This window comes from Nocardia sp. NPDC006044, from assembly GCF_042871115.1.
GTDB lineage: Bacteria > Actinomycetota > Actinomycetes > Mycobacteriales > Mycobacteriaceae > Nocardia.
This window is the reverse complement of the sequence record NZ_JBIAID010000009.1, coordinates 33,207-56,356: the sequence shown is the minus strand read 5'-3', so window position 1 is coordinate 56,356 and position 23,150 is coordinate 33,207. Positions and strand designations below refer to the sequence as shown.

General features: G+C 66.2%; 27 protein-coding genes and 1 tRNA gene. 12 read left to right on the top strand and 16 right to left on the bottom strand.

What is annotated here, in order from left to right; genetic code table 11:
- Positions 1-20 precede the first annotated feature (20 nt).
- A complete protein-coding gene (locus ACFYO1_RS43275; RefSeq protein ID WP_387245400.1) occupies positions 21-728 on the top strand; it encodes an RDD family protein in 708 nt (235 codons plus the stop codon).
- 75 nt (positions 729-803) lie between these two features.
- On the opposite strand, the gene ACFYO1_RS43270 is transcribed toward ACFYO1_RS43275, so the two are convergent.
- A complete protein-coding gene (locus ACFYO1_RS43270; RefSeq protein WP_387245397.1) occupies positions 804-1,340 on the bottom strand; it encodes a DUF4190 domain-containing protein in 537 nt (178 codons plus the stop codon).
- A gap of 32 nt (positions 1,341-1,372) precedes the next feature.
- On the opposite strand from ACFYO1_RS43270, the gene ACFYO1_RS43265 reads away from it, so the two are divergent.
- Entirely contained in the window at positions 1,373-2,149 is a 777-nt protein-coding gene (locus tag ACFYO1_RS43265) for a queuosine precursor transporter (protein WP_387245668.1), read from the top strand.
- Positions 2,150-2,201: 52 nt separating this feature from the next.
- Here the strand turns inward: ACFYO1_RS43265 and tgt are convergent, their stop codons facing one another.
- From tgt to ACFYO1_RS43240, 5 genes are all read right to left on the bottom strand, one after another.
- A complete protein-coding gene (gene tgt / locus ACFYO1_RS43260) occupies positions 2,202-3,446 on the bottom strand; it encodes a tRNA guanosine(34) transglycosylase Tgt (RefSeq protein ID WP_387245394.1) in 1,245 nt (414 codons plus the stop codon).
- Positions 3,447-3,553: 107 nt separating this feature from the next.
- Entirely contained in the window at positions 3,554-5,473 is a 1,920-nt protein-coding gene (locus ACFYO1_RS43255) for an ABC transporter ATP-binding protein (protein ID WP_387245391.1), read from the bottom strand.
- Positions 5,470-7,203 carry an ABC transporter ATP-binding protein gene (locus ACFYO1_RS43250; RefSeq protein ID WP_387245388.1) on the bottom strand — a complete coding sequence of 578 codons (1,734 nt, stop codon included), beginning with the start codon at positions 7,201-7,203 and terminating at the stop codon, positions 5,470-5,472. Before ACFYO1_RS43250 ends, ACFYO1_RS43255 begins: the two co-directional genes overlap by 4 nt.
- Positions 7,204-7,357: 154 nt before the next feature.
- Positions 7,358-7,867, bottom strand: coding sequence for an RrF2 family transcriptional regulator (locus ACFYO1_RS43245; RefSeq protein WP_387245385.1), 510 nt, complete (start codon positions 7,865-7,867; stop codon positions 7,358-7,360).
- A gap of 44 nt (positions 7,868-7,911) precedes the next feature.
- Positions 7,912-8,505, bottom strand: coding sequence for a TetR/AcrR family transcriptional regulator (locus ACFYO1_RS43240; RefSeq protein ID WP_387245382.1), 594 nt, complete (start codon positions 8,503-8,505; stop codon positions 7,912-7,914).
- Positions 8,506-8,706: 201 nt separating this feature from the next.
- Between ACFYO1_RS43240 and ACFYO1_RS43235 the strand changes: the two genes are divergently transcribed.
- Positions 8,707-11,001, top strand: coding sequence for an MMPL family transporter (locus ACFYO1_RS43235; RefSeq protein WP_387245379.1), 2,295 nt, complete (start codon positions 8,707-8,709; stop codon positions 10,999-11,001).
- Positions 11,002-11,206: 205 nt separating this feature from the next.
- Positions 11,207-13,507 (top strand): MMPL family transporter, encoded by a 2,301-nt coding sequence (locus ACFYO1_RS43230; RefSeq protein ID WP_387245376.1) that lies wholly within the window; start codon positions 11,207-11,209, stop codon positions 13,505-13,507.
- 43 nt (positions 13,508-13,550) lie between these two features.
- On the opposite strand, the gene ACFYO1_RS43225 is transcribed toward ACFYO1_RS43230, so the two are convergent.
- From ACFYO1_RS43225 to ACFYO1_RS43215, 3 genes are all read right to left on the bottom strand, one after another.
- A complete protein-coding gene (locus ACFYO1_RS43225) occupies positions 13,551-13,745 on the bottom strand; it encodes a hypothetical protein (protein ID WP_387245665.1) in 195 nt (64 codons plus the stop codon).
- A gap of 126 nt (positions 13,746-13,871) precedes the next feature.
- On the bottom strand, positions 13,872-14,072 hold the full coding sequence (locus tag ACFYO1_RS43220) for a hypothetical protein (protein ID WP_150400663.1): 201 nt from the start codon (positions 14,070-14,072) through the stop codon (positions 13,872-13,874).
- A 178-nt stretch (positions 14,073-14,250) separates the two neighbouring features.
- On the bottom strand, positions 14,251-14,451 hold the full coding sequence (locus ACFYO1_RS43215; RefSeq protein ID WP_167460303.1) for a hypothetical protein: 201 nt from the start codon (positions 14,449-14,451) through the stop codon (positions 14,251-14,253).
- A 216-nt stretch (positions 14,452-14,667) separates the two neighbouring features.
- On the opposite strand from ACFYO1_RS43215, the gene ACFYO1_RS43210 reads away from it, so the two are divergent.
- Genes ACFYO1_RS43210 through ACFYO1_RS43200 form a run of 3 tightly spaced genes read left to right on the top strand, consistent with a single transcriptional unit; the run spans position 14,668 to position 15,935 of the window.
- Positions 14,668-14,958: a DUF6191 domain-containing protein gene (locus ACFYO1_RS43210; protein WP_387245371.1), complete on the top strand. Its 291-nt coding sequence runs from the start codon at positions 14,668-14,670 to the stop codon at positions 14,956-14,958.
- A gap of 37 nt (positions 14,959-14,995) precedes the next feature.
- Positions 14,996-15,316: a hypothetical protein gene (locus tag ACFYO1_RS43205; RefSeq protein ID WP_387245368.1), complete on the top strand. Its 321-nt coding sequence runs from the start codon at positions 14,996-14,998 to the stop codon at positions 15,314-15,316.
- Between the two features lie 49 nt (positions 15,317-15,365).
- On the top strand, positions 15,366-15,935 hold the full coding sequence (locus ACFYO1_RS43200; protein WP_387245365.1) for a carboxymuconolactone decarboxylase family protein: 570 nt from the start codon (positions 15,366-15,368) through the stop codon (positions 15,933-15,935).
- 18 nt (positions 15,936-15,953) lie between these two features.
- Here ACFYO1_RS43200 and ACFYO1_RS43195 read toward each other — a convergent pair whose 3' ends face one another.
- Positions 15,954-16,808: an NAD(P)H-binding protein gene (locus ACFYO1_RS43195; protein WP_387245362.1), complete on the bottom strand. Its 855-nt coding sequence runs from the start codon at positions 16,806-16,808 to the stop codon at positions 15,954-15,956.
- A 62-nt stretch (positions 16,809-16,870) separates the two neighbouring features.
- Here ACFYO1_RS43195 and ACFYO1_RS43190 point away from each other — a divergent pair, with 62 nt between their 5' ends.
- Positions 16,871-17,263, top strand: a complete 393-nt coding sequence (locus ACFYO1_RS43190) for a winged helix-turn-helix transcriptional regulator (RefSeq protein WP_387245359.1) — start codon at positions 16,871-16,873, stop codon at positions 17,261-17,263.
- Positions 17,260-17,760: a hypothetical protein gene (locus ACFYO1_RS43185; RefSeq protein ID WP_387245356.1), complete on the top strand. Its 501-nt coding sequence runs from the start codon at positions 17,260-17,262 to the stop codon at positions 17,758-17,760. Before ACFYO1_RS43190 ends, ACFYO1_RS43185 begins: the two co-directional genes overlap by 4 nt.
- Before the next feature lie 5 nt (positions 17,761-17,765).
- On the opposite strand, the gene ACFYO1_RS43180 is transcribed toward ACFYO1_RS43185, so the two are convergent.
- From ACFYO1_RS43180 to ACFYO1_RS43170, 3 genes are read right to left on the bottom strand one after another with little or no spacing between them, the layout of a single operon-like run.
- Complete coding sequence (locus ACFYO1_RS43180) at positions 17,766-18,098, bottom strand: hypothetical protein (RefSeq protein ID WP_387245353.1); 333 nt, start codon at positions 18,096-18,098, stop codon at positions 17,766-17,768.
- A complete protein-coding gene (locus ACFYO1_RS43175) occupies positions 18,080-18,331 on the bottom strand; it encodes a hypothetical protein (protein ID WP_387245350.1) in 252 nt (83 codons plus the stop codon). Before ACFYO1_RS43175 ends, ACFYO1_RS43180 begins: the two co-directional genes overlap by 19 nt.
- Complete coding sequence (locus ACFYO1_RS43170; protein ID WP_387245347.1) at positions 18,328-19,071, bottom strand: TauD/TfdA family dioxygenase; 744 nt, start codon at positions 19,069-19,071, stop codon at positions 18,328-18,330. Before ACFYO1_RS43170 ends, ACFYO1_RS43175 begins: the two co-directional genes overlap by 4 nt.
- Before the next feature lie 99 nt (positions 19,072-19,170).
- On the opposite strand from ACFYO1_RS43170, the gene ACFYO1_RS43165 reads away from it, so the two are divergent.
- Together ACFYO1_RS43165 and ACFYO1_RS43160 are read left to right on the top strand one after the other, a co-directional pair.
- Positions 19,171-19,599: an NUDIX domain-containing protein gene (locus ACFYO1_RS43165; RefSeq protein ID WP_387245344.1), complete on the top strand. Its 429-nt coding sequence runs from the start codon at positions 19,171-19,173 to the stop codon at positions 19,597-19,599.
- A 9-nt stretch (positions 19,600-19,608) separates the two neighbouring features.
- Complete coding sequence (locus ACFYO1_RS43160) at positions 19,609-20,874, top strand: helix-turn-helix domain-containing protein (RefSeq protein WP_387245341.1); 1,266 nt, start codon at positions 19,609-19,611, stop codon at positions 20,872-20,874.
- Between the two features lie 84 nt (positions 20,875-20,958).
- On the opposite strand, the gene ACFYO1_RS43155 is transcribed toward ACFYO1_RS43160, so the two are convergent.
- The 3 genes from ACFYO1_RS43155 to ACFYO1_RS43145 all read right to left on the bottom strand — a co-directional run bounded on the left by ACFYO1_RS43155 (position 20,959) and on the right by ACFYO1_RS43145 (position 22,132).
- Positions 20,959-21,049, bottom strand: a tRNA-Ser gene (locus tag ACFYO1_RS43155).
- Between the two features lie 83 nt (positions 21,050-21,132).
- Entirely contained in the window at positions 21,133-21,585 is a 453-nt protein-coding gene (locus ACFYO1_RS43150; protein WP_387245662.1) for a nucleoside deaminase, read from the bottom strand.
- Between the two features lie 7 nt (positions 21,586-21,592).
- A complete protein-coding gene (locus tag ACFYO1_RS43145; protein WP_150400650.1) occupies positions 21,593-22,132 on the bottom strand; it encodes a tRNA adenosine deaminase-associated protein in 540 nt (179 codons plus the stop codon).
- A 58-nt stretch (positions 22,133-22,190) separates the two neighbouring features.
- Here ACFYO1_RS43145 and ACFYO1_RS43140 point away from each other — a divergent pair, with 58 nt between their 5' ends.
- The gene (locus ACFYO1_RS43140; protein ID WP_387245338.1) at positions 22,191-23,141 is read left to right on the top strand and encodes a prephenate dehydrogenase; all 951 of its coding nucleotides are present in this window, start codon (positions 22,191-22,193) and stop codon (positions 23,139-23,141) included.
- Positions 23,142-23,150: the final 9 nt, after the last annotated feature.

Genomic DNA, 23,150 nt, shown 5'->3' with positions numbered 1-23,150 from the left:
TCACTCGACGAGGACAAACTATGACAAGCGGTGGGTACGACCCCAACCAATATCCGCAGGGCGGGCAGCCGTATGGGCAGCAGCCGTACCCGCAAGGCGGCCAACAGCAACCGCAGGGCGGTCAGCAGTTCCCGCAAGGCGGCCAACAATTCCCCCAGGGCGGACAGCCCTACGGCCAGCAGCCCCAGTACGGCCAGCAGCCGCAGTACGGCCAGCAGCCGCAATACGGTCAGGCCCCGCAGTACGGCCAGCAGGATCAGTACGGCCAGTACCCGCAGCAGCCCGGCGGTTTCAACCAGTACGGCGGCCAGCCGGGTGACCTCGGCACCCGCATCGGCGCCCGCGTCATCGACGCGCTGATCCTGGCGATCCCGTACGCCATCCTCTACGTCGTGTTCAGCGGCTCCACGGGCGCAACCGTCGGCCTGTCCGTGGTCTGGACGCTGGTGGAACTCGCCTACTTCGTAGGCATGGAGACCACCCAGGGGACCACGCTCGGCAAGAAGATCCTGGGGCTGAAGGTGCTCGCACCCGGCGGCGCGGCCAAGATCGAGCCGGTCACCTCGCTCAAGCGCAACCTGTGGCTCGCGGCGAATGTCATCCCGTGCATCGGCGGCCTGGTCTCGCTCGGTCTCGCGATCTACATTATGGTCACCATCTCGCAGGACCCGAACAAGCAGGGCTGGCACGACAAGTTCGCCGGCGGCACCCAGGTCGTCAAGGCCTGACGCCGATCGGCTGAAGACACGCGCAGGGGCGCACCCGATTTCCGGGTGCGCCCCTGACGTTTTCGCGGGGTCGGGCTAGGTGGTGCCGGCGACGAGGACTACGACGAACCAGAGGACGGCGAGGACGATGGCGCCGACGCCGATCCAGACGCCGGCCAGGGCCATGCCCCTGCCTTCCTGACCGCTCTGCTTGATCTGGTTCAGCGAGATGACGCCTAGGATGATCCCGACGATCGATCCGAGGCCACAGGTGACGAATCCGGCGAGCGAGGAGATGAGCGCGCCGATGGCCAGGCCGTTGGTGCCCTGCGGCTGCGCCATCCCGTATGGCTGGTAGGCGGGCTGGTAGCCGTAGTTCGGCTGGCCGTACGGTTGCTGCTGGGGCTGGGCCGCATACGGTTGCTGCGGCTGCTGATAGCCCGGGTACTGCTGCTGCGGCGGCGGGGTCATGGGCTGGGCGGGCTGCTGCGGGTATTGCGGCGCCGACGGGTACCCCGATGGCTGTTCGGCGTTCGGGTATTGCGGAACCGAGCTCGGTGCGCCGGATTCCGGCGATACGCCTTGGCCGCCGTACTGCTTCCACCATTCGTCGGAATCGCCGGGATTCGTCATTGCTACAGGGTATTCCACAACCTGGTTGGATGATGCGGGTGAGTGAGCCGAATAAAACCGAGGTACCCGAATCTGGACGCCCCGCGCCCGACCATGCGGCATTCGCCCAGGTGGCGCGGGGGTACTACACACCGATCGTGGCGTTGTTCACGGCAACGCTGATCATCTCCAACATCTGCGCGACCAAGGGCGTGCAGTTCTTCACCGATCACTCGGTGAAGCTAGGCCCCCTGGAGGTGCTGCCGATAACCACCGACGGCGCCTGGTTCCTGTTCCCGCTCGCTTACATCATCGGCGATGTGCTGAGCGAGATCTACGGCTTCAAATCCGCCCGCCGGGCCATCTACTTCGGCTTCGCCGTCCTGCTGCTGACGGTGGTGTGCTTCAAGATCGCGATCGAGCTGCCCGCCGCGACGTTCTACGAGAATCAGGACGCGTTCCGCGCCGTCATCGGGACCACGCCGCAGCTGGTCGCCGCCGGACTGGCCGGTTATTTCGTCGGCGAGATGCTGAATTCCGCGACGCTGGTGCTGATCAAGGAGCGGACCAAGGAAAAGCACCTGTGGGCCCGGCTGATCGGCTCCACCGTGGTCGGCGAGTTCGGCGACACGCTGATCTTCTGCTCGATCGCGGCCACCGCCATCGGCATCGACTCGTGGAGCCAGTTCGTGAACTACGTGATCGTCGGCTTCCTGTGGAAGACGCTCGCGGAGGTCATCGTGCTGCCGATCACCTACCGGGTGATCGCCTGGCTGAAGAAACACGAGCCGACCTACGCACCGCGCGAAGAACCCGCGTTGCTGAGCTGAAAGACATTGGTGGCCACCGGACTTCACGCCGTGGAGTCCGGGGCTCACCGGACTACGGGGTCGAGATGCGGCCCTTCCAGCGCCCGAGCGTCTCCGCCTTGTGCTCGTCGAAGTAACCGCCCTCGATGCTCGCGCGGATACGGTCCACCAGCCGAATCGTGTAGCGCTCGTTGTGAATTGTGCACAGGGTCGCCGCGAGGATTTCTTTCGCCTTGAACAGATGATGCAGGTAGGCGCGGGTGTAATTGGCGCAGGTGTAGCAGTCGCAGGTGTCGTCGATCGGGGTGAAGTCGCGCCGGAAACGACTGGTGTTGATATTGAATCGGCCCTCGTCGACATAGATCGCGGCATTGCGGGCGACCCGGGACGGGTTCACGCAGTCGAAGGTGTCGGCGCCGTTCTCCACCGCGGTGAAGATGTCCTCCGGCTCGCTGATGCCGAGCATGTGCCTGGGCTTTTCCTCGGGCAGCTCGTCGCAGCACCAGCCGACGATGGTGCCGAGGTTGTGTTTCTCCAGCGCGCCGCCGATGCCGTACCCATCGAAACCCGTTCCCGCGCTGCCGCGCAACGATTCCAGGCCGCGACAGGCCTGGCGGCGCAGGTCTTCGTACTGCGCGCCCTGGATCACCCCGAACAGCGCCTGGTACGGGCGGTGCGTGCGGGCCGCGGTCAGCCGTTCGTGCTCATCGAGACAGCGCTGCGCCCACTCGTGCGTGCGCTGCAACGACTTCTCCTGGTAGCCGCGGGTATTCATCAGGGTCGTGAGCTCGTCGAAGGCGAACATGATGTCGGCGCCGAGCCGATGCTGGATGCCCATGGACACCTCGGGAGTGAACCGGTGCTTCGAGCCGTCCAGGTGCGAACGGAAGGTGACGCCGTCATCGTCGACGGTGGCCAGCCGCTCCTTGCCCTTCGCGATCACGTCGTCGCTGCGCACACCCACGGCTTCCATCGCGAGCACCTTCTTGAAGCCGACGCCCAGCGACATCACCTGGAACCCGCCGCTGTCGGTGAAGGTGGGCCCCGGCCAGTTCATGAACTTCCCGAGCCCGCCCGCCTCGTCCACGATGTCCGAGCCCGGCTGCAGGTAGAGGTGATAGGCGTTGGCCAGCAGCGCCTGCGCGCCGATCTCTTTCATCGTCTCCGGCAGCACCGCCTTCACCGTCGCCTTGGTGCCCACCGGAATGAACGCGGGCGTCGCGATCGCACCATGCGGAGTGTCGATCACCCCCGATCGCCCATGCCGCCCGTCGAGGCGCGCACCGACACTGAACGAGAAGGAACCAGGCTCTGACACTCGAACATCCTCCCAGTAGCGAATCGGCGGCGATGTCGGCCCCTGCCGCACGCACGACAAAGGCCGCCCCACCGTCGGGAAACGGCGGAGCGGCCTTCGATCGAGAACTACACCTCCGCCGACGCCGCCGCGAACTGGGCGTTGTACAGGCGGTAGTAGGCGCCGCGTTCCTCGAGCAGGCGTTCGTGTGTGCCGTGCTCGACGATGCGGCCCGCCTCCATGACGACGATCAGGTCGGCGTCGCGGATGGTGGACAGGCGGTGCGCGATGACGAAGCTGGTGCGGTCGCGGCGCAGGGCCGCGGTCGCGTGCTGCACCAGCAGTTCGGTGCGGGTGTCGACCGAGCTGGTCGCCTCGTCCAGGATCAGGATGGACGGCTTCGCCAGGAACGCCCTGGCGATGGTGATCAGCTGCTTCTCGCCGGCGCTGACGCCGGAACCCTCTTCGTCGATTACCGTGTCGTAGCCGTCGGGCAGCGCGTGCACGAAGCGGTCCACGTACGCGGCGCGCGCGGCGGCGAGGATTTCCTCCTCGCTCGCGTTCGGGTTGCCGTAGGCGATGTTCTCCCGGATGGTGCCCTTGAACAACCAGGTGTCCTGCAACACCATGCCGATGCGGGAACGCAGGTGGTCCCTGGTGATCCGGGTGATGTCCACACCGTCGATGGTGATCGCGCCGGAATCCAGCTCGTAGAACCGCATCAGCAGATTGACCAGCGTGGTCTTGCCCGCGCCGGTCGGGCCGACGATGGCGACCACGTGCCCGGGTTCGGCGATCAGCGACAGCCGCTCGATCACCGGCTTGTCCTCCTCGTAGCGGAAGGAGATGCCCTCGAACTCGACCTCGCCGCGATCGACCGGGCGGGTATCGGCCGCGATCGGATCCGGGCTCTGCTCCTCGGCGTCGAGGATCTCGAAGATCCGCTCGGCCGAGGCGACGCCGGACTGCAACAGGTTGGCCATCGCGCCGATCTGGGTGAGCGGCTGGCTGAACTGACGCGAGTACTGGATGAACGCCTGCACCTCGCCGAGCGAGAGCTGACCGGTCGCCACCCGCAGGCCGCCGACCAGCGCCACCAGCACGAAGTTCACGTTCCCGAGGAACATGATGGCCGGCATGATCAGCCCGGAGATGAACTGCGCCTTGAAGCTCGACTGGTAGAGCTGCTCGTTGCGCTTGTCGAACTCGGCGCCGACCTCGCGGTTGCGCCCGAACGCGGTGACCACCTCGTGCCCGGTGTATGCCTCTTCGACCTGCGCGTTCACCATGCCGGTGTGCTTCCACTGATCGACGAAGTGCGGCTTGGACCGCTTCGCGATCAACGCGGTGACGGTGATCGCGGCGGGCACGGTGAGCAGGGCAATCAGCGCGAGCAGCGGCGAGATCCAGAACATCATCACCAGGATGCCGAGCACGGTGAACACCGAGACGATCAGCTGACTCATTGTCTGCTGCAGACTCTGCGACACATTGTCCACGTCGTTGGTGACCCGGCTGAGCACGTCGCCACGCGGCTGGGAATCGAAGTAGCGCAACGGAAGCCGATGGATCTTGTCCTCGATGTCGCTGCGCAGCCGCTTGACCGTCCGGTTGATCACCATGTTCAACAAGAAGGCCTGCAACCAGCCGAACACCGACGCGCCGATGTAGAGCGCGAGCACCAGCATGAGCACCCGGCCGACCGCGGTGAAGTCGATGCCGGTGCCCGGCACCACGTTCATCGCGCTGAGCATGTCGGCAAAGGTGTTGTCGCCCTTGGACCGCAGGTATTCGACCGCCTGCTCCTTGGTGGTCCCCGGCGGGAACTTCAGCTGCTTGCCGACCACGCCGTCGAAGACGAGGTTGGTCGCCTTGCCCAGCATGTACGGGCCGAGCGTGTTCAGCACGACCGAGGTGATGGCGAGCAGCACGACCAGCCAGACGAACTTCTTCTCCGGGGCGAGCCTGCGCAGCAGTCGCTTCAGCGACGGGCCGAACGACTTCGCCTTGGCGTCCGGCGCACCGGGGGCCGGCATTCCTGGCCTCATCGCACCTCCTCCGCGCTCAGCTGGGACGAAACGATCTCTTGGTATTCCTTGCAGTCGCGGATCAACTGTTCATGAGTGCCGATGCCGACCATCTCGCCGTCCTCCAGCACCACGATCTGGTCCGCGTCGCGGATCGTCATGATCCGTTGCGCCACAATGATGACCGCGCAGTCCCTGGTCACCGGCCGCAGCGCGTCGCGCAGCCGGGCGTCGGTGGCCACGTCGAGCGCGGAGAACGAGTCATCGAACAGGTAGACCCGCGGCTGCTTCACCAGCGCCCGCGCGATGGCGAGCCGCTGGCGCTGGCCGCCGGAGACCGTGGTGCCGCCCTGGGCGACCGGAGTCTCCAAGCCCTGCGCCATCTCCCGGACGAAGTCGTCGGCCTGCGCGATCTCCAGCGCCCGCCACAGGTCGTCGTCGGTGGCGTCCGGATTGCCGTAGCGCAGGTTGCTGGCCACCGTGCCGGAGAACAGGTACGCCTTCTGCGGGATCAGGCCGATCTGTTCGCGCAGCAACTCCAGGTCGATGTGCCGGACGTCGGTGCCGCCGAGGTAGACCGCGCCGTCGGTGACGTCCATCAACCGCGGGATCAGGTTGAGCAGCGTGGTCTTGCCGGAACCGGTGGAACCGACGATCGCGGTGGTCGTGCCCGGCTTCACCTGGAAGCGAATGGCTTTGAGCACCGGCTTCTCCGCGCCGGGGTAGGCGAACTCGGCGAACTGGAAGTCGACGTCGGCCGGGTCGCCCTGGAACGGTTGCGGCAGTTTCGGCGGTACGACCGAGGACTCGGTCTCGAGCACCTCACCGATCCGGTCGGCCGAGACCGCGGCGCGCGGCGCCATCATGGCCAGGAACGAGGCCATCATCACGGCCATCAGGATCTGCATGATGTAGGACAGCATCGCGGTGAGCGAGCCGATCTGCATGGTGCCCTGGTCGACCGCGTGCCCGCCGAACCAGATCACCGCCACCGCGGTGACATTGCTGATCAGCATGACCAGCGGGAACATCAGCGCCATCAGCCGGCCGACGCGCAACGCGGTATCGGTGAGTTCGGTGTTGGCGACGCCGAAGCGCCAGGTCTCCTGGCGTTCCCGGACGAACGCGCGGACCACGCGGATGCCGGTGATCTGCTCGCGCAGCACTCGGTTCACCTCGTCGATCCTGGCCTGCATATCCCGGAAGCCGGGGACCATCTTGCTGATGATCCAGCCCATCGACAACCCGAGCGCGGGCACCGCGATGAGCAGCAGCCAGGACAGGCCGAGGTCCTCGCGCAGCGCCATGAAGATGCCGCCGATGCACATGATCGGGGCCATCACCAGGATGGTCGCCGACATCGCGATGAGCAGCTGCACCTGCTGAATGTCGTTGGTATTGCGGGTGATCAGCGACGGCGCGCCGAACATGCCGACCTCGCGGGCGGAGAAGGTGCCGACCCGATGAAGTAGCGCTCCGCGCAGGTCGCGGCCGGCGCTCATCGCCGCCTGCGCGCCCAGGTAGACCGAGCAGCCCGAGGCCAGGATCTGCACGCCGGTGACGGCGAGCATCCGTAGCCCGGTGCTCCAGATATATCCGATATCGCCCTTGGTGACGCCGTTGTCGATCAGATCGGCGTTGAGACTCGGCAGATACAGCATGGCGATCACCGAGATCAACTGCAGCACAACGACCCCCGCCAGCTGGGCGCGGTAGGGGTGCAGATAGGTGCGCAGAAGTCGAATCAGCATGATGAATCGCAGAATACCGGCGAACAGTGACGTGCGTCGCAAACATTTCTGACCAGCATAAATTGCCTCCCGTCACGGCGCTTATCCGCGCCTGGCGTTCAATTCGGTGGCCCTGGCGGCTGATTCAGCGGGTGCTTTGTCTGATTCAGCGGACCTAATTCAGCGGGCGCTCTCGCCGCGCCCATGCGCCCGGATCATTGGTGAGCGCGTCGACGAACTCGGGTAGCCGATTGTTGGCGACGTCGTCGATCGACACATTCTCCAGTACCGCACGGATATTCACGCGCAAGGCGATCCAGACACGCTGCAGCGATTCGGCCGCGCCGGCATAGGTCACGTCTTCCGGACGCTCGCCGCGCACCGAGGCGAGCGGTCCTTCGATCGCCCTGATCACGTCGGCGACGGAGATCTCCCGAGCCGGACGGGCCAGCCAGTAGCCGCCGTCGGGACCGCGCCTGCTGACCACCAGATCGGCGCGGCGCAGGTCGCCGAGCACCGTCTCCAGCACCTTCGGCGGGATTCGCTGCGCCGTTGCGATCGCATCGGCCTTCACCACCGGCGCCGCCTGGACGGCCGGCCCGAGCGCGGCGGGGTTCAGCTGCGGTGCGCGGGCGATTTCGAGCAACGTCCGCACCGCGTAGTCGACCTTCGCGGTGATATGCACAGCTTCTCCTGGCGTTATCCGGTTGGTCCTCGAGTAGCTGCAATCTACGCGCAGTCGCGCGGGCTGAGCACGCAGGTCGCCGCATCGAGCAGCGTGGTCTCCACCAGGGCGTCGTCGGCGCCCGGAGCGAACTCGCGCGACATCAGCGCCACGCCGAGCATGGCGAGCGCCGCGCTGGCCCGGAGCTTGGCCTCGTCGGTGGCATCCGGTCCGGCGAGCCATTCGCGCAGGGTCCGATCGTCGTCGACGAGATCGGGGTGCCGGTCGGCCATCGCGTTGACGATCGTCACGGTGTCGCGCAGCACCAGCGCGCCCGCCGCGCGGTAGTGCACCATGCCACGCAGGTAATTGCGCAGCACGTCCCGGATGCCATCGGTGTCCCGCGTCGCCTGGTCGAGATCGACCACCACCGAGCGCATGTGATCGACGATCGGATCGATGATCGCGTGCAGCAGATCGAGCTTGGAGGCGTAGTGATAGTAGAGCGACGCCTTTGTGATTCCTACCGCATCCGCGACCTCGCGCAGGCTCGTCTGCTCGAATCCTTTGTCGCCGAACAGCTTCACCGCGGCATCGCGAATCGCGGATTTCGTCCCCCGACCAGCGGCAACGGTGGCAGGGGTGGAACGGGCGGCCATCGGATGATCCTCTCACCAATCGTGCGCCGAGCTAACGGTGCCAGCGAAATTGAGGTTGCACCTCCGCTTAGACCCCGGATAGTCTACCTACCGCACGGTAGGCAGAAAGCGTCACGTGGAGGCGGGGGACAGGCAGGGCACCCCCGCGAGTGCTGTCACCGGCTGAATCAGCACACCCCCAGCACCGCTAGGAGATCCTTCGTGTCCGTATATCTCTATAGATGGGGAAAGTTCGCTTTCCGAAGAAAGTGGATCGTTCTCCCGGTCTGGCTTGTCCTGTTCGTCCTCCTGGGCGGCCTCGGTTCGCAGCTCAGCAAGCCGATGACGAACGACTTCAGCATGCCGGACCTGCCGTCCGCGCGCGCCAACGACATTCTGGACAAGCACTTTCCCGGCGCGTCCGCCGCGTTCAAGTTCGACGCGGTCACCGGCACCTATGTGATCGCCGCACCGGCCGGGCAGAAACTCACCGACCCGGCGAACCGCACCGCCGTCGACGCGTTGATCGCCAAGCTCGGTGAACTCGACATCGTCGACCACAGCAAGCCGCTGATGAATCCGATCGAGGCCGCGGACAGGATGGGCTGTCTGGCCGATCCGGATCCGGGCAAGTGCAGTGGCGCACCGCTGAACGTGCTCAGCAAGACCGTCCCGGACTCGGTCGCGGTGCTGAACGTGCCGTTCACCATCAAGAGTTTCACCGACGTCACCGACAAGGAACGCGACGCGGCCTACGCGGTCGCCGCCGACGCGCGCAACGCCGGGCTGACCGTCGAGATGAGCGGCTCGATCGCGTCGAAGCAGGAAGCGCCGAGCGGCAAGTCCGAGATGATCGGCATGGGCGTCGCGCTGATCGTGATGATCGTGGCGTTCGGCGCGATCGTGGCCGCCTTCGTGCCGATCGTCACCGCGATCGTCGGCCTCGGTGCGGCCACCTCGCTGATCATGCTGGGTACCTCGGTGATCGAGGTGCCGAGTTTCACCACGTTCCTGGCGTCGATGATCGGTATCGCGTTGTCCATCGACTACGCGCTGTTCATCGTCTCGCGCTACAAACATGAACTGGCGGTACAGGATTCGCCGGAGGAGGCGGCCGGCACCGCGCTCGGCACAGCCGGGTCCGCGGTGGTCTTCGCCGGTCTGACCGTGATCATCGCGCTCGGCGGGCTCAGCATCGTCGGCGTGCAGTTCATGACCTTCATGGGCCTGGGCGGCGCGATCGCCGCCGGTTTCGCGGTGCTCACCGCGATCACGCTGATGCCGGCCCTGCTCGGCGCGTTCGGCAAGGCGCTGTTCAAGCCGAAGCTGCCGCTGGTCGCCAAGCACGACCCGGAGGACGACCACTCGGTCACCAACGGCATGCGCTTCGGCCGGCTGATCGGCAAGGCGCCGTGGCTCGCCCTCGGGCTCAGCGTGCTGGTGCTCGGTGCGCTGGCCGCGCCCGCGGCCGGACTGAACCTCGGCCTGCCCGGCGACGACAGCCAGCCCAAGACCTCCACCATCCGCAAGGCCTACGAGCTGCGCACCGAGGGGTTCGGTGAGGGCAGCAACGGCGTGCTGAACGTGGCGGCCGACCTGTCCAAGGTGCCGGTGGAGAACCGGGACAACGCGGTGAAGGCGCTGCGCGACAAGCTCTCCGCCTACCCCGGCATGGACTACGTGACCGAGCCGAAGTGGAGCGAGGACAAGCAGGGCGTGCTGCTCGACGGCGTGCCCAAGTCCGGGCCGAACAACCAGGCCACCAAGGACCTGGTCAAGGACGCGCGCGCCGCGGAAGGCCAGCTGCAGGCCGAGTTCGGCATGGAGTACGGCATCACCGGCACCACCGCCATCTTCGCCGACGTGGACAACGTGCTGCTCGGCAAGATCGTGCCGTATCTGGCGATCGTGGCCGGCGCCGCGTTCGTGCTGCTGATCCTGGTGTTCCGCTCGATCCTGGTGCCGCTGACCGCGGCGCTCGGGTTCCTGCTGTCCATGGGTGCGACGTTCGGCGCGACCGTGCTGATCTTCCAGCAGGGCAAATTCGGGCTGATCGAGGACCCGCATCCACTGATCAGCTTCCTGCCGATCATGCTGATCGGCCTGGTGTTCGGTCTCGCGATGGACTACCAGGTGTTCCTGGTGACCCGGATGCGCGAGGAGTTCGTCAACGGCAAGTCGCCGAAGGAGGCGGTCGTCGCCGGTTACCACCACGGTGCCCGCGTGGTGACCTCGGCCGCGATCATCATGATCTCGGTGTTCGGCTCGTTCCTGCTGGAGACCGACGTGACCGCGAAGTCGTTCGGCTTCGCACTGGCGGCCGGCGTGCTGTTCGACGCGTTCATCGTCCGGATGGTGCTCATCCCGTCGCTGCTGGTGCTGATGGGCAAGTGGGCCTGGTGGATGCCGAAGTGGCTGGACCGGATCGTGCCCGACATCGATGTCGAAGGCGCCAAGCTGCGGGAATTGCAGCAGCGCTCGGCGGACACGGTGCAGGTGCCGGTCGGCGTCAGCTGACCAGCGGTAGCCCGCGCTCGGCCCCGCACCCGTCCGACGGGTGCGGGGCCGAGTCGTATCCGGGGTTCTTGATCTTGTGGGCCGGCCGCAGCAGACTCAGAGGAAGTTCGCTCTCTCCAGCTCGGTAGTTCCCGGCGGGTGCAGTCGGCCCGCACGCGTTTTGTCGTTCGATCCGGCACGACTCGATCACCGCGAGGAGAACCCTGTGTCCGTGTACCTATACCGGTGGGGAAGGTTCGCCTTCCGCCACAAGTGGATAGTGCTACCCATCTGGATCGTCGGTTTCCTGGTCCTGGCCGGCCTGGGCGCCCAGCTGAAAGAGCCGATGAGCGACGACTTCAGCATGCCCAACCTGCCGTCGGAGCGGGCCACGCAGATTCTCGACCAGCACTTCCCCGGCATGTCCGAAGGGTTCAAATTCGACGCCGTCACCGGTACCTACGTGATCGGCGCGCCCGCGGGCCAGAAACTGACCGACCCGGTCAACCGGCAGGCGATCGACGCGCTGATCGACAAGCTGAATCAGCTCGGCATCGTCGACCACAGCAAGCCGATCTCGAATCCGATCACCGCCACCGAGGAGACGGGCTGTCTGGTCGCCGAGCCGGATCCCTCGAAGTGCAGCGGTGCGCCGTTGAACGTGCTCAACAAGACCGATCGGGACACGGTGGCGTTCTTCAGCGTGCCGTTCGGCATCAAGAACTTCACCGACGTCACCGCGGACACTCGCAAGGCCGCCTACGACGTGGCCGATCAGGCCCGCAGGGCGGGTTTGACAGTCGAAATGAGCGGCACCATCGCGATGGAGCAGCAGGCGCCGAGCGGCAAATCCGAGATGATCGGCATGGCCGTCGCGCTGATCGTGATGATCGTGGCGTTCGGCGCGATCGTGGCGGCGTTCGTGCCGATCATCACGGCGGTGGTCGGGCTCAGTGCGGCGACCTCGTTGATCTTCCTCGGGACGTCGTTCCTTTCCATACCGAGCTTCACCACGTTCCTCGCGTCGATGATCGGGATCGCGTTGTCCATCGACTACGCGCTGTTCATCGTCTCCCGCTACAAACATGAACTGGCGGTACAGGATTCACCGGACGAAGCGGCCGGTACCGCACTGGGCACGGCCGGGTCCGCGGTGGTGTTCGCCGGGCTGACCGTCATCATCGCGCTGGTCGGGCTCAGCATCGTCGGGGTTCGATTCCTGACCTTCATGGGTCTCGGTGGCGCGATCGCCGCCGGATTCGCGGTGCTCACCGCGATCACGCTGATGCCGGCCCTGCTCGGCGCGTTCGGCGGGGCGCTGTTCAAGCCGAAACTGCCGCTCATCGCTCAGCACGATCCAGAGGACGACAACTCGGTCACCAACGGCATGCGCTTCGGCCGGCTGATCGGTAAGGCGCCCGCGGTCGCGCTGGTGCTCAGCATTGTCGTGCTCGGGTTGCTCGCGCTGCCGGCGACCAAGATGAATCTGGGGCTGCCCGGTGAGGACAGCATGCCCAAGACCTCCACCGTCCGGAAGGCCTATGAGCTGCGCACGGCCGGATTCGGCGAGGGCAGCAACGGTGTGCTCCAGGTCGCGGTGGATCTGGCGAACGTCCCGGCGGACAAACGCGCCGCGGCGCTGGCCGCGCTGCACGACGAGCTCGCGAGCTCACCGGACATGGATTACGTGACCGAGGCGCGGATGAGCCAGGACGGGCTGGGCGCGCTGATCAACGGCGTGCCGAAGTCCGGCCCGAACGACCAGTCCACCAAGGATCTGGTCCGCGACGCGCGCGCCGCCGAGGGGCGGCTCGAATCGCAGTACGGGATGAAATACGGCATCACCGGCACCACCGCCATCTATGCCGACATCGACCACGTGCTGCTCGGCAAGATCGTGCCGTACATGGCGATCGTGGCCGGCGCCGCGTTCATCCTGCTGATCCTGGTGTTCCGCTCCATCCTGGTGCCGCTCACCGCCGCGCTCGGGTTCCTGCTGTCGATGGCGGCCACCTTCGGCGCGACGGTGCTGATCTTCCAGGAGGGCAAGCTCGGGCTCATCCAGGATCCGCGGGCGATCGTGAGCTTCCTGCCGATCATGCTGGTGGGCTTGGTCTTCGGCCTCGCGATGGATTACCAGGTGTTCCTGGTGACCCGGATGCGCGAGGAGTACGTGCACGGCAAACCGCCGAAGGAGGCGATGATCAGCGGTTATCACCACGGAGCCCGGGTGGTCACGTCGGCGGCGGTCATCATGATCTCGGTGTTCGGCTCGTTCCTGCTGGAGACCGACGTGACCGCGAAGATGATGGGTTTCGCGCTGGCGGCCGGCGTGCTGTTCGACGCGTTCATCGTCCGGATGGTGCTCATCCCGTCGCTGCTCGCGTTGATGGGCAAGTGGGCCTGGTGGATGCCGAAGTGGCTGGACAAGATCGTGCCGGACATCGACGTGGAGGGCGCCAAGCTGTTCGCTTTGCGCGGGCAGCCGACGCCGGGCGAAGCGAAGTTGCCCGCCGACGTCGGCTGACCGGTACGACTCGCCCCCACTCGGTGACCGGGTGGGGGCGTTTTTATTGGCTCGGCTGCGGCAATGTGCAGTCGTCGACCTTCGGGTTCACACCCATGTAGTTGAGCGGGCCGGCGAGTGCCGTGACGGCGATCGTGCCCCAGCCCGCGCAGTTCGTCGGGCTGCTGTCGAAATAGTGGCGCTGACCCGCGGCGATCAGGCCGATGGCGCACCAGATGAGCAGCAGCGTGCTGAACATCCGAGTTCCGGTGTGGCGCACTGCTCGTCCGCTGAAGCTGCGGTCGCGGATCTCCCGGTCGCGCATGTCATCGCTCCCTTCCGTGCTCCCCCACCGGAGATTACCCGCCTGATCAGCGATTATCCGTCATTGGCTCGGCTGCGGAACGTTGCAGTCGGCAACCTTCGGATTCACCCCGACATAGTTGAGCGGACCGGCGAGCACGGTGAGCGCGGTACTGCCGAAACCGGCGCAATTGACCGGGCCACTGTCGAAGTAATGGCGCTGGCCTGCGGCGATCACCCCGATCACCAGCCAGAGCACGACAATCACACTGCCAAGTCGCATGGTGCCTCGTTCGTCGGCGTCCGCTGAGCAACATCAATTATGGGATGCCGGGCGCGACGCGCCGAGCGCGACGAGATCACCTGCGCGCCGTACGACGACGAACCTCGCGCCGTTACCGGGCGCGAGGTCGCCGAACAGGTTGGGCCGGTGCGCAGTACGCACTCACCGGTGGCGTGGATTACGGACTTGGTTGCGGCACATTGCAATCGTCGACCTTGGGGTTCACGCCCATGTAGTTGAGCGGTCCCGCGATCACGGTGACGGCGATGGTGCCGAAACCGGCACAGTTCACCGGCCCGCTGTCGAAGTAGTCCCGCTGAGCTGCGGCGACGACGCCGATCAGCAACCAGACCAGGACAATAATGCTTCCGATTCTCATGTTTCTCTCGCTCATCGGTCTCGAGCGGACTGCACGACGGCGCATGGGCCACCACGTCCTTCCCGCATCTAGCTATCCGGCGTATACCCCCGATCGCCCGAAATATCCGTTCCGCCGAAACTATTGCTCGCCGGCTCGAAACCGCAGGCGGGCGGCGCATTCCACCGCTACCCGTGTGACCGGGAACACTGCCCACGGCCGGATCGTTCGACAGACATGGCATCAGTACTGCAATGGTGGATCCCTGGGTGGATCATCCTGCTGATGCTGGTCGCGCTCTACGAGCTGACGCTGGGCAGGCGGCGCAAGCGCCGCCGGACCCCGATCTCCGGCACCTTCACCGACGAATTCACGGCGCTGTTCTACTCCACCAAGCGGATGGAACTCGATCACCGCGAGTCGGTCTCGATGCTGCGCGACGAGGAAGCCGACGGCGCGCCCCCATTCGGTGTCGACCTCGACCGACACACCGTTGTGCTGCGGGCGGAGCATCCGAAAGACGAATAAGCCCGGGCGGCAAGGCAATCGGGGGGACAATATTGCGATGGCGCGGTCGATGGCGGAGAAGTGGCAGCGGTTCGGTGCGCAGCTCGAGTCGGGGCGCGGCCGGCTACCGGTCGAGGTTCGTCGGGAGATCCGCAGGCGGACAGCCGATTCGACGGTCGGCGAGGGCATTCCTCCTGAGCTAGCCGCGTTCGTCGACCTGGTCGCGGAGCGTTCGTACCGCGTCACCGAAGCGACCGTCACCGGGCTGACGGCGGCCGGGCACAGCGACGACGAGATCTTCGAGGCGGCGGCCGTCGCGGCCTACGGCGCCGCCGATCGGCGACTGCGGGCCGCGCGCCGCGCGTGGGGAGGGCGTTGAAATGTGGCTCGAGGCAGTGGAATCCGGACACGATCGACCGACTCGGTGGATGTTCGGCATGATGCGGCGGTTCAGCAAGATAGACCTGCCCGCGGTGTTGAAGGTGACGTTCTATCGGAATCATTTCTTCGGGACGCCACTGTCGGATCTCATCCAGCAGGCCATGCGCGGGCCCTCGTTCTGGACGGTGGCCGAACGCGAGATCTTCGCGACCGGGACGTCGCAGGCGAACGAGTGCCCGTTCTGCACCTCGGCGCATCACGCGATCGCCGGCGCCTACGTGGACATCCAGGTCGTGGACCTGGCCCTACAGGACGGCGCGGACTCTCCGCTGCGCCCCGAGGCGCGGGCCATGCTCGGATTCCTCCGGAAGCTGGCCCGCGACCCGGACGGACTCACCCCGGCAGACACGGACACGGTCCGGGAGGCGGGGGTCTCCACCGAGGCCTTCGACGAGGCGGTGTGGGTGGGCGTCACGTTCGGGGTCATCAATCGGATGCTGAACGCGTTCGGTGCGCAAGCGCTGGCGCCCGAGGAAGCCCGGGGCGGGGCCAAATTCATCAAGGCGGCCGGTTATCAGGTACCGCTGCCGATCCGGATTCTTTCCCGCGGCACCTGACCTACACCGCGATAGAGGTCAGGAGAAGTCGGCGGCGTGATCGGCGGCCCACTGTGCGAAACTGCGGGCGGGTGCGCCGGTGACGTCCTGAATCGTCGAGGTCGGCAGGCCTGGGGACTCGACCAGCTCGGCCAATCCGTCGAGCACGAAATCGACGAATTCCGCTGGTAGCCAATCCATCTGCGCTCTTGCCCGCGCCGGGGAGATCTCTTCCCAGGTGAGCGGACGACCGAGGGCCGCGCCGATGGTGGCGACCTGCTCGGCCCGGCTCAGCGAGGTCGGTCCGCTGAGTATGTAGCGTGCCCCGATGTGTTCGTCGGTGGTCAGCGCGAGCACAGCGACCGCGGCGATGTCCGCCTCGTGCAGCAAGGTGCTCGCCGCGGCGCCGTACGCGCCGCGGACCACGTTGCCGGCGCGGATCTGCGGTGCCCATTCCAGCGTGTTGGTCGCAAAACCGTAGGGGCGCAGGAAAGTCCACTCGAGCCCGGAATCCAGGATCGGTTGTTCGATGAGCGCGTGCACCCGGCCGATCGGGTTGTCCTGCTCGGCCACGTCGTCGCGGACCGCGGCGGAAGAGAGCAGGACGATGCGCCGCGCGCGCTCGGCGATCACCTCGATCACCGACTTCGCCGCCTCGCCGGGCAGATTCGGCCAGGTCAGATAGACCGCGTCCACCCCGTCCAGCGCGGGAGCCAACGTCTCCGGCGCGGTCAGATCGCCGGGAACGACCTCGACGCCCGCCGGGAGCGCCGCCGCCGCGGGCGTGCGCGCCAACGCTCGAATTTCCACCCCGGTGTCCGCGAGCTGCGAAACAACTTGTCCGCCAACGTGACCGGTCGCCCCGATCACCAGAACCTTCGTCGTCTGTGCCATGAGCTCACCATACGAAGGCGGCTAACCTTTTGTAAGGCCATACCTGAAAGTAAGCTCTGGTCATGAAGGTAGGTTCCCTGGCCGGCGGCTCGACCGGTGCCACACGGCAGTCAATATTCGACAGCGACTGCCCCGGCCGCGTCGTCCTGGACAAGCTCACCAGCCGGTGGGGTGTGCTGATTTTGACCGCCCTGCGCGACGGGCCGATGCGCTTCCACGTCCTGCGCGATCACATCGGCGGCATCAGCGAGAAGATGCTGTCGCAGAATCTGCGCACCTTCACCGATTACGGCCTCACCGACCGCACCGTGGAACCGACCATTCCTCCGCAAGTGACATACGCACTGACCCCGATGGGTATGGAAGTAGCGGATCGATTGCACAGTCTGCTGGACTGGGTCAGCATCAACGGTGAGGCAATCGTGAAATTCCAATCAGGGAGGTCAGCACGATGAGCAGGTCCCGTTCTCGAGCCGCAGCGAGCGCGACGGCCCTAGCGGCCGTATCCGTCACCGCCGCCTTGACCGGTCCGCCGGCCAGCGCCGAGATGACCGGCGTCAGCGTCACCGCGGGTTCCGAGGGCATCGTCACCGGCTGCCGCTACACCATCACCGCCACGGTCACCGACCTCTCCGACGACCCCGCCTCCGTCTTCTTCTGGCTCTCCGGCGGCGTCATCCCCGGCAACGGCGAACGCCTCCCCGGCACCCCCATCCACCACCCCGCCAACAACACCGTCACCACCACCTGGACCCCCACCCGCCCCGCCCCCAAAACATCACCGCCATCCAAAGCGACCCCGGCAAATACACCTCGACAAAATTCACCACCGTCGATGTCGCCGGCACCGGCCTCGACACCGGCAGCTCCTGCATCAAAACGGGTTAGTGCCCAGTTGCCAGCGAAGCAGCACGAACGCCCCCGTCTGGGCAACTGGGCTGGGCGTCTCTGACGTATTCAGCCGGACCGTAGTGAGCTCTGTTCGGTCGCATCGTCGCCATCATTCGGCCCTAGCTGCATAGGTCCGTGCACGGCGTTCTCACCTCCCCTCATCCGCTCGGGATGTGTCTCCCGGTACTTGGCGATCACCCTGTCTATTTCGGATTGCAGGCGCGGCGGCCCATCCGAGATCTGCGCCCGGAGTTCGGCCGCGACCCGGCTCCAGGTCTCTGGATCTGCCCGGCTCGCCGACCGCGGGATCGACTGCATCGCCGCGAGGTGGTCCGCGTCGAGCTTCGCCCGGCCTGGCAGGATTCGCCGGAAGACCTTGTTCATGACGACGGCCCGCACGGTGTTGCACGATGGAGGAGCCCGGCGGCCTCCAAGGCGGACACCGCCGCTTCCCGCTGCCTGCATCGCACCGACTCGTTATGCAGGTGAATCTGAAACAGTCTGTGCGCCTGGTCATTCGATAGCGGTCCGGGATCGAATCCGCAATGGTCGTAGTAGGCATAGTGATTCGGATCATCCGAGCCGTTCTCGAAACGAATCCCGACACGTATCGTCGCGTAGTCGACGTTCACGACTGCACCCCGAGGATGCTCGGAGCGAGGAACCCGGACGGGATGGCGAACCCCGGATACGGGTTCATACTGAGCCGGTAAATGACGCGCTCCCCAGTGAAGGCGGCCCGGCCGTGCAGCCAACGGTGATTGTGCAGCACGTAACCCTGCCCCGGCTCCAGGACGAACTTCGTCGTGTGGCGCCCGATCGCGTCGTCCAGAGCGGGGAGCCACCTGGCCAACCCAGGTGAGAACTTGGCAAGCTCGTCGCGGCGGTAGCGGACTCGAATGCGGCCGTCCGCAGTGTGCTCGAATATCGAGCCGAAGTATCCGGCGGCGCCACCGAAGAACACGGTTCTAGGCTGCGACAACGCCTGTGCGGCATTGGGATTCATCAGCATCATCTCGAGGTAGACGGCAGACCCGTCGATCGCGATGCACTCGCCGCCCGAGTTACCCTTCCGCCCGCACACCACCAACAGCAGTGCCGGCGGCTCCGGGATCCCGGACCGGTCCGTGTGTGGAGGCAACGCGCCTTTGCCGAATCCTTCGAATCCTGCGCGCCCCGCGGCTCCGCCACGATGCATCAACGTCGTCACACCATCCGGACCGCTATCCCTATGCGGGACAACATGACCGAGCGAGGCCGCGAAGGTGAGCAATTGCGCTCGGGTGCGGATTCCTTCGATCATTGCCAGCCCACACTCGGCCAGCTGCGCGGCTACTCCCGCTGCCCATTCCTGCTGTAAGTCCACGAACATGACCCCAACCGTGCGCGCCGCGTTATGCGCTCGTCCACTGACAGACTGTCAACCGACAACCAGCCAAATTGCGTGGTCAGCGGTGCTAGCGTCGCGGATATGACTGCCACCGAATACGTGCCGCACATGTACTCGATCTCAGTGAAGGGCGTGGTAATCCGTGACGGACAGGTGCTCCTGCTGAAGAACGAGCGCGACGAGTGGGAATTGCCCGGCGGCAGAATCGAACCCACCGAGACTCCCGAGGAGTGCGTAGCCCGGGAGATCACCGAGGAGACCCAGTGGGCGGTCACCACCGGACCGATTCTGGATTCCTGGATCTACTACATCAACCAGGCCGAACGACACGTATTCATCGTGACCTACGGCTGCTATCCGGACACCGACGCCGACCCCATTCTGTCGCATGAACACAAAGAGGTTGGACTGTTCAGCGAAGATCAAATTGCGGGCTTGAAGATGCCGGACGGCTACAAGCGGTCGGTCATGACGTGGTTCGCGCAACTTCGGGCGGCGGAGACCGTCTAAGGACAAGCCATGGGCAGCAGGTGTCAGGCGTGCGGCGTAATCATCAGCCGCTACGCGAGCGAACCCGTATGCCCCACCTGCGCTGCCAGCAACAGCACCGAACAGGTACCTGTGCATGTTGCCGCTCCGATCGCCTCCGTCATCTGGTTGTGGGCGACCCCGGAGGCGACGACGGCAATCGCGACCCGCGATCTGCCGACGATCCTGCGCACCTACCGCCGAATCAATCGGCTCAGCCAAACAGCGATGGCGCACGTGCTCGGCTATGACAACTCGTACGTCTCCATGATCGAGACCGGCAAGCGAGCGATTACAGATGTCGCCTCGCGCCGGCACATTGCCGCCCGGCTCGGACTGCCCGCCCACATCCTCGGAGTTACCGGCACCGACGATGCCGAATACAGAGCCATGCTCAAGTTCGGCGACTCCACTGTCCGCCTCGCCGAAATCGCCCGCCAAGCCGGTCACGCGGTCGAGGCAGTCAACGAATTGTGGCCGTTGGTAGCGCGATTGGAGGCGCGAGCGGCCGAAGGACGCTTAGAACGGGACAGCCTCATCCTGTTGACACAAGCGCGTGTGGCCCTCGGGGTGTCCCTCGGGACGGTCCTTCCGGAAGAACGTTTGTCATCGGCGGCGCGATGGACGGGGCATGCCGTCACCGTTGCCTCCCGGCTCGATGACCAAACGTTCTACGCCCACACGCTTCGGATGCATGGCAACGAACTGCGCAAGGCTGGGCATGTCGGCGCAGGTGTCGCACGGCTGGAGCAGTCGCTAGAGCTGTCCTCCCAGCCAGCCGAAATCGGTGGCACGCTGGCGTTCTTATGCCGCGCTACAGGCGAGCTCGGCGACGCAGTGAAGTTCGACGTTGCCCTCGCCGAATATCGGCGACTTCTGGACCACAACACGGGCAGTGGCCTGCTATTTCAGCCGTTTACGCTTCGAGAGATCGAGCTCCGCGGATTGCTCGGTACCGGCCGAGTGGCGGAGGCCGGTCGACTTGTCAGCGTCTCTGTCGGCTCGCCCTCAGCTCCACAGTGGCGGATCATCGAACGCGTCACTGTGGGCGAAGTATTCGCAGCGGTCAACCAGCCCGCCGACGCGGCCAACGCGTTTGCCGACGCCATCGAGTCCGCTGAGCACCACCGACTCCCGCACCAGATTCAGAGAACGATCCGGGCCACCGCGAGATCCGGACTGCAGGACTTGACCCACGAAGCCCAAGCCGCTTTAGAGCGCACCCGGTCACTACTGGCTCCCCAGGCACCCGAGTAGGCCCCGAGGATGGGGCACGGCGGAGAATCGCAGGTTCTGTCAGAAGAAAAAAGCCCCTCACCTGCCGGAACAGGTGAGGGGCTTTGGCGGTGGCGGAGGGATTTGAACCCTCGGACGGGGGTTACCCGTCACACGCTTTCGAGGCGTGCTCCTTAGGCCGCTCGGACACGCCACCGCCGACAACCATACCGGACTGGGGGCTGATCGTTAAATCGCCTGGGCAGGGTGGGGAGTGGTGTGACGGGGGGCACGGGCGGGTCAGCGCTGGGGGCGGAAGAAGGTGTCGAGGAGGGCGGCGCAGTCGGGTTCGAGGATGCCGCCGCGGACCTGGGGGCGGTGGTTGAGGCGGCGGTCGCGGACTACGTCCCAGAGGGAGCCGACGGCGCCGGTCTTGGGTTCCCAGGCGCCGAAGACGAGGCGGGAGACGCGGGCGAGGACGAGGGCGCCGGCGCACATGGTGCAGGGTTCCAGGGTGACGGCGAGGGTCGCGCCTTCGAGGCGCCAGCCGTCGCCGTGCACCTCGGCGGCCCGGCGCAGGGCCAGGACCTCGGCGTGCGCGGTGGGGTCGCCGAGGGCTTCGCGGGCGTTCGCCGCGCGCGCGAGTTCCCTTCCGGCGGAGTCGAATACGACTGCGCCGACGGGAACGTCGCGGGGGTCGGCTTCGGCGGCCGCGGCGATCGCGGCACGCACCATGTCGATGTCCGAAGGCAGCGCCACGTCAGCGGGGCAGCTTGTCCAGCACCGCCGAGAGTTCGTCGGCGAAGCCGAGGCGTTGGGCGATCATGCCGAGCTGCTCGTCCGGGTAGAGGTCGGTGTCGGCGAGGATGACGCTCAGCACCGGCTCGGGCAGGCCCAGATCGGCGAGCACGCCGAGGTCGCCCTCTTCCCACGGCTCGATGTCGTCGAGCTCGTCCGGGTCGATGTCCGGGATTTCCACGTTCAGGGCGTCCAGGACGTCCGCGGCGATGTCGTAGTCGATGGCGGCGGTCGCGTCCGAAACCAGCATCCGGGTGCCGCTGGGCGCGGGCCGGACCACGATGAAGAACTCGTCGTCGATGTCGAGCAGGCCGAAAACGGCACCCGAGCTGCGCAAGGCCTTCAGTTCGTTTTCCGCTGCGGACAAATCCGTAAGCGCGTCGTGGCTCAGCGGGCTGCACCGCCATTTGCCTTCTTCGCGGACAACCGCCACTGCGAACCCTTCTACGTCGTCGTAATCATCCGACGCCGCCCTATTCGTGCCCGAGCGCTGTGCTGCCATGGGCGCAACGGTAGTCTGCCCGAGCCGAAATGTTGAAGTCGTATGCGAATCTGTTCGGGTGACTTCTGCTGAGAAAGCGTCCGTGTGTGTCCTCGGAACCGGCTTGATCGGCGGTTCCCTGCTGCGTGCCGCCGTCGGCGCCGGGTATGACGCGTGGGGGTTCAACCGATCGGCGGCAGGCGCGGAGGCCGCCCGGAGTGACGGCTTCGATGTGCTCGACGACCTGTCCGCGGCGCTGACCCGGGCCGCCGCCGCGGACGCGCTGATCGTCATCGCGGTGCCGATGCCCGCGGTCGGGCACATGCTCTCCGCCATCGCCACCTACGCGCCGCGCTGCGTGCTGACCGATGTGGTCAGTGTGAAGGCTCCGGTCGCGGAGGCGGTGCGCAAGGAGGGTCTTTCGGCCCGCTATGTGGGCGGGCACCCGATGACCGGAACCGCCGAATCCGGATGGGCCGCCACCGATTCCGGCTTGTTCCGCGACGCGGTGTGGGCGGTCGGCGTGGACGAGGGCACCCATGCCGGGGCGTGGACCAGGGTGGCGCGGCTGGCGCTGGACTGCGGCTCGGTGGTCGTTCCGGTGGTCGCGGACGAGCACGACCGCGCGGTCGCCCGGATCTCCCATCTGCCGCACGTGCTGGCCGAGGCGCTGGCCTCGTCCGGAGCGGCAGGCGGCGCGCTCGCGCTGGGGCTGGCGGCGGGTTCGTTCCGGGACGGAACCCGGGTCGCGGCCACCGCCCCCGATCTCGTGCGCGCCATTTGTGAACCGAATTCCGCGGCCCTGCTGGCGGTGCTGGAGGAAACGCTCACGGTGCTCGGCGCCGCCCGCGACAGCCTGCGCGCGGACAATTCTCTGGCCGATCTCGTCGAGGCCGGTCACGACGCGCGAGAACGCTACGAAACCGCGCAACGATGGGAAATCACCGATATCCACCCCGGCGACCACAATTGGCTGGCGGACTTACGCGACGCCGGACAGCGCGGCGGGGTTATCACCCGGTTGAACTGACGCGCGGGA